The sequence below is a fragment of the Trujillonella endophytica genome (genome assembly GCF_900110555.1).
In the GTDB taxonomy this organism is placed as follows: domain Bacteria; phylum Actinomycetota; class Actinomycetes; order Mycobacteriales; family Geodermatophilaceae; genus Trujillonella; species Trujillonella endophytica.
This window is the reverse complement of the sequence record NZ_FOEE01000023.1, coordinates 26,554-36,121: the sequence shown is the minus strand read 5'-3', so window position 1 is coordinate 36,121 and position 9,568 is coordinate 26,554. Positions and strand designations below refer to the sequence as shown.

The following is a 9,568-nucleotide window of genomic DNA, read 5'->3' as shown; positions in this document are numbered from 1 at the left end:
CGTGGTCGAGGCGCTGGCTCCGGTGTTGCAGCCGGTGGTGGCGCCCGTGGTCGAGGCGCTGGCTCCGGTGTTGCAGCCGGTGGTTGCGCCCCTGGGCGTGGTCGTGGCGCCCGTCGTCGTCCCGCCGGCCCCGGTGCCCACCCCCGTGGCCGTCCCCATGGTGGCCGTGCCGGCCGCCGAGCCGCTCGTCGTTCCTGCCCCCGCCGTGACCGCTCTCGGCCGGAGCACCACCCCGGCCGCGGCCGAGGCCCCCGCGAAGCCCGCCGTGCCGGCCGGCGACGAGCCCGAGCCCGCCGGTCACCGCGCTCCGGACCTGCCGACGCCCGCACCCGCACCGGCCTCGCCGGCGAGCAACTCCTCGGCGCAGGCGTCCGCGCCCGCCGACCTCCCACCCGGCGCCACTCCGCCCGCACCGGGCGGCGGCACCGCTCCCGTCGACGTCCCCGTCACCGGCCTCGCCGGCGGGCTCCTCGACGGCCCGGGCACCTCGCCCGACTGACCCCTCCTCCCGGCCGCGGCCGGGGCCCGTTCCGACGGTTCCCGGCGACGCGCGGCCAGCAGGAGCGCGGATCGCGCGCTCCCGGAGGAGGACCAGCTTCGACGACCCCGCACGACCGGCTGCCCGCAGCGGACCGGTCCGGGGCGTCGGCTCTCCACCGGGAGCGACGCACCGGCCGGCCGCTGACACCGGTCGTGCCCGGTCGGCCCCCTCACGGGGGCGGGCCGGTGCACGAGGCGGGGAGGTAACGGGGGCTGGAGTCACGCACCACGGACGATGCGGCGTCCCAGTGACTCCCGACCTCTCCGCACCGGCCGGACCCCCTCCGCCGCTGCCCCCGGAACCCGGGGGCAGCGGCGGAGGGCCCTACTCGATCCCACCCGCGCGGGCTGGCCCGGCGGGCTCCGACCCGCGAGAGTGGCCCCCGTGACGACGGTGGTCCTGGTCCTGCTCGTGGCCGCCCTCGCGGGCATGGGCCTGCTCGCCGTCCGGGACAGGGGCCGGTCCCGAGGTGCGCGCGGGCGACCCTCCGGTCGCCGGAACGGCGCCGACTCCGACGGCTCCTGGTTCGGCGGCTCCGACCACGGCGGCTCCGACCAGGGCGGATCCGACAGCAGCAGCGGCGGGGGTGGCGACGGCGGCGGCGGAGGCGGCGGGGACTGAGGCCCCCGGGCTCAGCGGTGGGCGATCCCTCCCGGGCCGTGCCCGGCGGTGATCTCCTCGCCCGCGGCCACCGGGCCGGGCGGCGTCCCGTCCCCGAACGGCGACCCGCCGAGCTCCTCGCGCCCGTGCGCGGTCAGCCAGTTCGCGGTGTCCGGCCCCATCGGGATCACCTTCGTCGGATTGATGTCGGCGTGGACGACGTAGTAGTGCTCCTTGATCTGCGGAAAGTCGATGGTGTCGCCGAACCCGGGCGTCTGGAACACGTCGCGCGCGTAGGCCCACAGCACCGGCAGCTCGGTGAGCTTCTGCCGGTTGCACTTGAAGTGGCCGTGGTAGACCGCGTCGAAGCGGGCCAGCGTGGTGAACAGGCGGACGTCGGCCTCGGTGATCGTGTCGCCCATCAGGTAGCGCCGGGCGGCCAGCCGCTCCGACAGCCAGTCCAGCGCGGTGAACAGCCGCGTCCAGGCCTTGTCGTAGGCGCGCTGGGAGCCGGCGAACCCGCAGCGGTACACGCCGTTGTTGACCTCGGTGTAGACGCGCTGCATCACGTCGTCCATCTCGTCGCGCAGGTGCTCGGGGTAGAGGTCGGGGGCGCCGTCTCGGTGGTACGTCGTCCACTCGGTGGACAGGTCGAGGGTGATCTGCGCGAAGTCGTTGGTGACGACGGCCCGGGTGGGGACGTCGACCATCGCCGGAACGGTGATCCCGCGCGAGTAGTGCGGGTCGCGGGCGAGGAAGGCATCCTGCAGCCGCTCGTAGTCCAGTACCGGGTCGCGCCCGCCGGGGTCGAGGTCGAAGGTCCAGCTGCGCTCGTCGTGGGTCGGCCCGCAGATGCCCATCGACAGCACCGGCTCCAGGCCCAGGAGCCGCCGCACGATCGTCGACCGGTTGGCCCAGGGGCAGGCGCGGGCGACCACCAGCCGGTACCGACCGGGCTCCACCTTCCACCCGCCGGCGCCGTCGGCGGTGATCCGGTCGGTGATGTAGTTCGAGTCGCGCTGGTACTCCTGGCCGCCGGCCACGTAGCCCGAGCCGCTGGTGTCGTCGCTCACGATGCCCACCCTGACCGACGCCGGGCCGCGGCGCCGGTCGAGGCGCCGGGCGGGCTCGCGGCCGGGGTCACAGCCGCGCCGTCGTCCCCTCGTCCTCCGCGCCGTCGAAGTACCGGTCCAGCACGTCGCGGAACACGGGTTCGGCCGGCGCGGCCGCGGCGAACAGCGTCATCGACGAGCGCAGCTTCGCGGCGTCCACCGGACCGAACACCTGCTCGGCGGTGCGCCCGGTCAGCCCGGTGAGCACCCGCGCCGTCTCGACCAGCCGCGGGCCCAGCACCGGGTGCGCCAGGTAGGCGCGGGCCTCGTCGAGCCCGCTGATGGCGTAGCGCTGCGCCATGTCGCTGCGGCCCAGCCCCGCGACCTGTGGCAGGACGAACCACATCCAGTGGCTGCGCTTGGCGCCGGCGCGCAGCTCGGCCAGGGCCTCGACGTACGTGCCGGCCTGCGCGTCGACGAACCGCTGGAGGTCGAAGGGATCGCCCACGGTGCTCACCGGGCACCGGCGGCGGCCGGTGAGCGGAGGTCGGCCTCCTCGACGTCGAGCGCGCGGCCCAGGGCCAGGGCCGTCTCGGTCCGCAGCGAGCCGGCCAGCCACAGCAACACGTCGTGCAGCCGCAGGCGGGTCACCCGGTGCCCTAGGGCCGCCCCTGCCCGGGCCTCCAGCAGGGCGAAGGCGGCGGCGTTGGCGCGCAGCTCGCGGAGCACGACCGCGTGCACGCCGCTGTCGCCCTCGGCGGTGTGCGGCCACAGCTGGCGCCGGGTGATGCCGTCGAGCAGGGGGAACAGCTCCGGCCGGCGGTGGTGCAGCGCCGCCAGCACGTACGGGGCGTGCGGTCCCGCGGCCAGGGTGCGCACCGCGGCGCCGACGGTGCCGGGCTCGGCGAGCACGGACACCTCGTCGTCCGGCAGCTCCCAGAACGCGCGCCCGGCGGCCCGCAGCGCCGCCTCCTCGGCCACGGGCAGCGCCGCGTCGAGGGCGGTCCGGACCACGGTCCAGCCCGCCGGGTCGAGCCGGCCGTGCAGCGACTCGGCCAGCAGCACGTCGCGGTCGGTCATCCGGGCCGAGGTCTCGGGCGGCTGCCGGTCGAAGCGGTCGAAGGCGAACGCCGGGACCCGCACCCATCGCCCCTCGCGGGCGTTGGGCGCGCGGAAGTGCAGCGGCCGGCGGCCCCGGGCGTACCCGAGGACGGCGGCGAGCGCGTCGTCCGGGCCGATCGGATCGGGGCCGACGCTGGGCAGCGAGAGAGCGACGTCCACCGGATCCCCCCTCCGACGACGGCCTCGGCGTCGACGGTACCCACGTCCGGTCGGTCCGGCCGGATGGGCGGCCGACGGCGATGAGTTCTGCCCGCGCCCCCGGTCGACCCCTCATGGAGACGTTGCAGCAGGCCCTCGCCGCCGCGGTCACCGAGACCGCCCGCGTGGTCGGGGCGATCAGCGACGAGCAGCTGCCCGGGCCGACGCCGTGCGCCGGCACCCCCGTGGCGGGGCTGCTCGACCACCTCGACGGCCTGGCGCTGGCGTTCGCCCTGGCGGCGCAGAAGCGGCCCGCCGGCGGCGCCGACGCCTCGGCTGCGGCGCTGACGCCGGACTGGCGCGCCCGCATCCCCGAGCGCCTGGCCGCGCTGGCGGAGGCGTGGCGCGAACCGGCGGCGTGGGAGGGGACCGCGGAGGCCGGCGGGGTCGCCATGCCGGCACCGGCGATGGCGGCCGTGGCGGTCGACGAGGTGCTCGTGCACGGCTGGGACCTCGCGGCCGCCACCGGTCAGGAGTACCGGCCCGACGCGGGCGCCACCGCCGCCGCGGCCGAGTTCGTGATCGAGGCGACCGGCGACGGCCCCCCGCAGGAGGGCCTGTTCGGGCCGCCGGTGGCGGTGCCCGCGGACGCGCCCGCGTTCGACCGGCTGCTGGGCGCGACCGGCCGCGACCCCGCCTGGCGACCGCCCGGCTGACGCCGGCGGGGCGGCCGCCCGTGGGACAGTGCACCCATGGGTGGACTTCCCCGGGAGCTGCTGCTCGCCGCCGTCGCCACGACGGTCCTGGCCCTCGGCGTCGTCCTGCTGGTCTCCGGTGCGACCGGGGCCGGCTGGGGTGTGGTCACCGTCGGCCTGCTGCTGGACGCCGTCGCGATGGTCCTGATCGTCCGCCGGGCCGGCGGCCGCGGGCGCCCGGCCGACCCGCCGATGCCGGGGATGGTCGATCGTCGGTGACGGGCAGGCGGATCCGCTGCCTGCTGGCGGCCGTCCTGGGCGCCGCGGGGCTGGCCGCCTGCGGAGCGGACGGCGACGCCCCGGCCGGAGTCCCCGGTGCGGCCGGGGTCGGGACGCCGAGCGCGTCGAGCACTCCGACCGAGGGCACGTACCTGGCGCTGGGGGACTCGGTGCCCTTCGGCTACGTCGCGCAGTACCCGACCGGCTACGACGACGTCGACGTCTTCGTCGGCTATCCGGCGCTCATCGGGCAGGACCGAGCCCTGGCCGTGGTCAACCTGGCCTGCCCGGGGGAGACGACGGGCAGCCTGATCGACGAGGCCGCGCCGAGCAACGGCTGCACCAACGACCGCGGTCAGGGTGAGGGGTTCCGCGACCAGTACCCGTTGCACGTCGGGTACGAGGGGTCGCAGCTGGACCACGCGGTGCGCGTCCTCCAGGACACCGACGACGTCGAGCTGGTCACGCTCCAGATCGGGGTCAACGACGCGTTCATCTGCCAGGACGTCGGCGCCTGCGCGGACCCGGCGGGCTTCGCCGCGCTGGCCGAGCAGGTGCGGGCCAACGTGGACAGGACCCTCTGGGCGCTGCGCGGCACGGGTTACGCCGGGCGGATCGTCGTCCTCAGCTACTACGCGTCGGACTACACCGACGCGCTCGCGACCTGGAGCACCGACGTCCTCAACTCCGGGATCGTCACGGCGGCGCGGGCGCACGGCGTCGACGTGGCCAGCGCCTACGCCGGCTTCCGGCCGGTCGCGGAGGCCGACGGCGGCAGCTCCGTCGACGCCGGCCTGCTGTTCCGGGACGAGGTGCACCCCACGCCGGCGGGCCACCGCCTGCTCGCCGACCTGGTCGAGGAGCTGCTCGACGCCTGAGCGACCCGGTCAGCCGACGAGGACGACGTGGGCGCGCTGCTCGGCGACGTCGGTGCACGCCGCGAGGGCCGCGACCCCGCTCGCCACGGCGTAGGCGTACACGGTGACGCCCTCGGCGCCGCACAGCTGCACGTCGGCGACGACCTCGCCCGTGGCCAGGTCGACCGTGGCCAGGGCGGCGCGCCCGTCGTCGGTGTACGGGACGGCGGCGGTGCGCCCGTCCGGGGCGACCGCGACGGCCTCGGGCACCCGCTCGGCCTCGAGCTGGTCGAGATCGGCGCCGAGGGTCACGGCGCCGTCGCGGACGACGAACAGCGCGAGGTCGGAGCCGCCGAGCGGTCCGCCGTCGACGAGCACCACGGCGCTCCCGTCGTCGAGCAGGTGCAGGTCCAGGGCCCATGCGTCGCTGCGCCCGGAGAGGCGCACCGCCTCGCCGTCCGGCCGCAGGTCGGCGTCGTACCCGGCGAGCACGGCGTCGCCCACGTTCCCGTCGTCGTCGAGGTCGGCGAGGGCCAGGAGCGCGATCCCGCCGTCGGGCCGGAACGCGACCTCGAGCGCGGTGGACCGGTTCGCCGCGCCGAGCTCGAGCTGGTGGTCGGCGGTCACCACGCCGGTGGCGGCGTCCACGGTGAGCAGCCGCCCGAAGGGCACGTCGCCGGGGTAGTCGTTGACCGTGACGGCCAGCGTGGTCCCGTCCGGGCCGAGCGCGGATCCCTCGATCGGGGCCGGGCCCCCGGAGTAGGCCTCGGCGCCGGTGGCCACGGTGAGCACCTGCGCCTCCGTCGCGCCGGGGGCGATCCGCACGAGGAGCGTGCTGCCATCCCCGTCGACCACCTGACCCAGCACCAGCACCGTGCCGTCGGGGGCGACGTGCAGGTCCGAGTAGTCGTCCACCGGCGGGATCTCGACGCTCCGGGCGAGCTGCGGTCCGCCGGGGCCGGGTACGTACTCGGCGACCACGGCGGGGCGGGCAGCGTCGAACCCGGCCAGCGCCACCACCGAGCCACCGGGCCCGGGCGCGACCGTGTAGACGTCGCCGTCCGGGCCGAGCGGCGCGGCGGCGTCGAGGATGCCGAGGTACTCGTCGGAGAGCGCGGTGCTCGCCGGCGGCGGTCCGGCGGGGGTGTCGGCGGCCGGGAGCCCGCCGACCCCGGGGTAGTCGAGGATCGGCGGGTCGGCCGGGCCGTCGTCGGTGGTCGAGCACGCGGCCGTGAACAGGGCGGCGGCGACCAGGACGGCGCGGGCCGCGCGGGCGGAGGAGGTCATGGCCGGCAGCGTCGGGGCGCGGCCTTGCAGCGGGCTGGCGGCCGGCTTGATGCCGCGGCCGCAGGGCCGTGGTCGAATAACCCTGCGTACGAATTCTCGATGAGGAGAGGTTGTGTCCGTGCCCGAGTCCGGCTCCGGTGAGGTCCTGCTCGCGATCGACGGCGGCGTGGCGGTGGTGACGCTGAACGCGCCCGACCGGCGCAACGCGCTCACCCCCGCGATGGCCGCCGAGCTGATCGCCACCTTCGACGAGGTCGACGCCCGGCCCGAGGTCGGCGCCCTCGTGGTCACCGCGGTCGGGAAGTCGTTCTGCGCGGGCGGCGACGTCGCCACGCTGACCGCCGCCGGCGAGGACCCGGCCCGCCCCGACCTCTACGACGGCATGTCGACGATCTACGACTCGTTCTACCGGCTGGGCCACGTGAAGGTGCCGACGATCGCCGCCGTCCGCGGCTCGGCCGTCGGCGCCGGCATGAACATGCTGCTGGCCACGGACCTGCGGGTGGTGGCCTCCGACGCCCGGCTGCTGGCCGGCTTCCTCAAGCGCGGCATGCACCCCGGCGGCGGCCACTTCGTGATCCTGTCCCGGCTGATCGGCCGCGAGGCGGCCGCGGCGATGGTGCTGTTCGGCGAGGAGGTCAGCGGCGCCCGGGCCGTCGAGCTGGGCCTGGCCTGGGAGGCGGTGGACGCCGACGCCGTGGAGTCGCGCGCCCGCGAGCTGGCCGCCCGGGTCGCCGCGGACCCGGAGCTGGCGCGGGTGACCGTGGGCAACTTCCGCAAGGAGACGGCGACGGCGGTCTCCTGGGAGGTGGCCACGCAGTTCGAGCGGCCGGCGCAGATGTGGTCGATGCGGCGGCAGGCGCAGAAGAAGTAGCTCAGGGCCGGAGCAGCACCTTGACCGCCTCGCGGGCGTCCATCGCGCGGTAGCCCTCGGCGGCCTCCGCCAGCGGCAGCTCGCGGTCGAACACCCGGCCCGGTCGCAGGCCGCCGGCGAGGACGGCGTCCAGCAGCTCGGGCAGGTAGGCGCGGACCGGTGCGACCCCGCCGCCGGCGCGCACGTTCCTCATGAACAGGCGCCGGAACGGCAGGACCGCCTGCGGCGCGCCGACGAAGCCGACGGCACCGCCGGGCCGGGTGAGCGCGACGGCGGTGTCCACCGCGTCCTGCGAGCCGACGCACTCGCAGACCGCGTCGGCGCCGTCCCGGCCGAGCAGCTCGCGGACGGCGGCCACCCCCTCCCGTCCGCGCTCGGCGACGACGTCGGTGGCGCCGAGCTGGCGGGCCAGCGCGGCCCGGTCGGGGTGCCGGGAGAGGACCACGACCCGCTCGGCCCCCAGCCGGCGGGCCGCGAGCACTGCGGACAGGCCGACGGCGCCGTCGCCGACCACGACGACCGTCGAGCCGGGCCCGACGCCCGCGGAAACGGCGGCGTGGTGGCCGGTGCCCATCACGTCGGAGAGGGCGAGCAGGTCGCCGTCGGTCACGTCGGCCGGGCGGTCGCCGACCCGCACGAGCGTGCCGTCGGCCAGCGGCACCCGGACCCGCTCGGACTGGCCGCCGACCGTGGGCACACCCTCGGCGTCCGGCAGCCCGTAGAAGGAGAGCCGTGCGCAGGACCCCGGGAACCCCCGCCGGCAGCTGGGGCACGTGCCGTCGACGACGGCGAAGTGCGGCACCACGAGGTCGCCGGGGGCCACGGTGGTGACGGCGGACCCCACGTCGGTCACGACGCCGAGGAACTCGTGGCCCATGAGCAGCGGCAGGCCGGCACCGGCGCCGCGGTAGGAGTGCAGGTCCGAGCCGCAGATGCAGGTCGCGGTGACCCGGACGACGGCGTCGGTCGGCCGCTGCACGGTCGGCTCGGGGACCTCGCGGACGGCTACGGTGCGTGCGGCGTCGAGGCTGGTGGTCAGCACGGCGGAAGTGGAGCACATCGGGAGGCCCCTGCCGTGGAGTTCTCGACCGGCCTGCCCGGCCTCGACCGGTATCCGCCGAGCCGGTACCCGCCGGGCGGCGACGCGTGGCAGGCCCGGCTGACGACCGCCGACTACCAGCGGATCGCCCGCACCGCCGACGAGTTGGGCTTCGACTCGATCTCGGTCTCCGAGCACCTCGTCGTCCCCACGTCGCTGACGGCGAACATGGGCGCGCACTGGCCGCACGCGTTCACGGCGATGGCGTTCCTGGCCGGGGCGACGACGCGGATCCGGGTCAACTCCGCGGTCATCGTGCTGCCCTACCACCACCCGGTGGACTTCGCGAAGGCCGTGTCGACCCTCGACGTGCTCTCCGGCGGGCGGGTGACGCTGACGTTCGGCGTCGGCATGGCGCCGGGGGAGTTCGCCGCGCTCGGGGTGCCGTTCGAGTGGCGCGGCGCGGTGATGGACGAGTACGTCGCGGCGATGAAGGAGCTCTGGACCGCCGCGGACCCCCGGTTCGCGGGGGAGTGGGTGCGGTTCTCCGACGTGGTGTTCGAGCCCAAGCCGGTGCAGCAGCCGCACCCGCCGCTGTGGTTCGGCGGGCGGTCGCTGGTGTCGCTGCGGCGGGCCGCCCGGGTGGGCGACGGCTGGGCGCCGGCCGGGGGCCTGCTCGGGAAGGGACCGTGGCTGGAGGAGCCCGAGCAGTTGCCGGCGATGCTCGAGTCGGTGGCCGACCTGCGCGACGGCCGGCCGCTGGGCGTCAACTACCCGCTGATGCAGCCGCGGATCGGGCCGAACCACACCGTGCAGCCGTCGGCGTTCCAGCCGACCAGCGCGCAGCAGATCGTGGACGAGGTCGGCCGGCTCGCCGGGTTCGGCGTGACCGCGACCAGCGTGCCGTCGCTGGCCGAGGCGCCCGACACCCTGGAGGGCCACCTCGAGGGGCTGCACTGGATCGCGGAGAACGTGATCGCCGCGTTCCGCTGACCCCCGCCCGTGCAATTCCGCGCTTCTGCGCGGTGCAATTTCGCGCTTCTGCCCCGGGGCAATTTCGAGCTTCTGCCCGGGGGGTGGCGGG

The 9,568-nt window shown here is 76.4% G+C and carries 11 protein-coding genes and 1 pseudogene; 7 read left to right on the top strand and 5 right to left on the bottom strand.

What is annotated here, in order from left to right:
- Window positions 1-499 (top strand): annotated as a pseudogene (locus BMY88_RS22525) (hypothetical protein); the annotation flags it as partial.
- 426 nt (window positions 500-925) lie between these two features.
- Window positions 926-1,162 carry a hypothetical protein gene (locus BMY88_RS22520; RefSeq protein WP_211435784.1) on the top strand — a complete coding sequence of 79 codons (237 nt, stop codon included), beginning with the start codon at window positions 926-928 and terminating at the stop codon, window positions 1,160-1,162.
- Window positions 1,163-1,173: 11 nt separating this feature from the next.
- On the opposite strand, the gene BMY88_RS22515 is transcribed toward BMY88_RS22520, so the two are convergent.
- The 3 genes from BMY88_RS22515 to BMY88_RS22505 all read right to left on the bottom strand — a co-directional run bounded on the left by BMY88_RS22515 (window position 1,174) and on the right by BMY88_RS22505 (window position 3,474).
- A complete protein-coding gene (locus BMY88_RS22515; protein WP_091949438.1) occupies window positions 1,174-2,214 on the bottom strand; it encodes a glutathione S-transferase family protein in 1,041 nt (346 codons plus the stop codon).
- Between the two features lie 67 nt (window positions 2,215-2,281).
- Window positions 2,282-2,701, bottom strand: a complete 420-nt coding sequence (locus BMY88_RS22510; protein ID WP_091949435.1) for a DUF1810 domain-containing protein — start codon at window positions 2,699-2,701, stop codon at window positions 2,282-2,284.
- Between the two features lie 5 nt (window positions 2,702-2,706).
- Complete coding sequence (locus BMY88_RS22505) at window positions 2,707-3,474, bottom strand: DUF6308 family protein (RefSeq protein WP_091949403.1); 768 nt, start codon at window positions 3,472-3,474, stop codon at window positions 2,707-2,709.
- A gap of 113 nt (window positions 3,475-3,587) precedes the next feature.
- On the opposite strand from BMY88_RS22505, the gene BMY88_RS22500 reads away from it, so the two are divergent.
- From BMY88_RS22500 to BMY88_RS24020, 3 genes are read left to right on the top strand one after another with little or no spacing between them, the layout of a single operon-like run.
- Complete coding sequence (locus BMY88_RS22500) at window positions 3,588-4,169, top strand: TIGR03086 family metal-binding protein (RefSeq protein ID WP_091949400.1); 582 nt, start codon at window positions 3,588-3,590, stop codon at window positions 4,167-4,169.
- Between the two features lie 36 nt (window positions 4,170-4,205).
- A complete protein-coding gene (locus tag BMY88_RS24025; RefSeq protein ID WP_170861248.1) occupies window positions 4,206-4,427 on the top strand; it encodes a hypothetical protein in 222 nt (73 codons plus the stop codon).
- Complete coding sequence (locus BMY88_RS24020) at window positions 4,424-5,305, top strand: SGNH/GDSL hydrolase family protein (protein ID WP_170861247.1); 882 nt, start codon at window positions 4,424-4,426, stop codon at window positions 5,303-5,305. Before BMY88_RS24025 ends, BMY88_RS24020 begins: the two co-directional genes overlap by 4 nt.
- A 9-nt stretch (window positions 5,306-5,314) precedes the next feature.
- On the opposite strand, the gene BMY88_RS22490 is transcribed toward BMY88_RS24020, so the two are convergent.
- Window positions 5,315-6,571 carry a hypothetical protein gene (locus tag BMY88_RS22490; protein ID WP_091949394.1) on the bottom strand — a complete coding sequence of 419 codons (1,257 nt, stop codon included), beginning with the start codon at window positions 6,569-6,571 and terminating at the stop codon, window positions 5,315-5,317.
- Window positions 6,572-6,683: 112 nt separating this feature from the next.
- Here BMY88_RS22490 and BMY88_RS22485 point away from each other — a divergent pair, with 112 nt between their 5' ends.
- On the top strand, window positions 6,684-7,445 hold the full coding sequence (locus BMY88_RS22485; protein WP_244524872.1) for an enoyl-CoA hydratase-related protein: 762 nt from the start codon (window positions 6,684-6,686) through the stop codon (window positions 7,443-7,445).
- A 1-nt stretch (window position 7,446) separates the two neighbouring features.
- Here BMY88_RS22485 and BMY88_RS22480 read toward each other — a convergent pair whose 3' ends face one another.
- On the bottom strand, window positions 7,447-8,487 hold the full coding sequence (locus tag BMY88_RS22480; RefSeq protein ID WP_244524871.1) for a zinc-binding dehydrogenase: 1,041 nt from the start codon (window positions 8,485-8,487) through the stop codon (window positions 7,447-7,449).
- A 33-nt stretch (window positions 8,488-8,520) separates the two neighbouring features.
- Between BMY88_RS22480 and BMY88_RS22475 the strand changes: the two genes are divergently transcribed.
- Window positions 8,521-9,477 carry a TIGR03619 family F420-dependent LLM class oxidoreductase gene (locus tag BMY88_RS22475; RefSeq protein ID WP_170861246.1) on the top strand — a complete coding sequence of 319 codons (957 nt, stop codon included), beginning with the start codon at window positions 8,521-8,523 and terminating at the stop codon, window positions 9,475-9,477.
- Window positions 9,478-9,568: the final 91 nt, after the last annotated feature.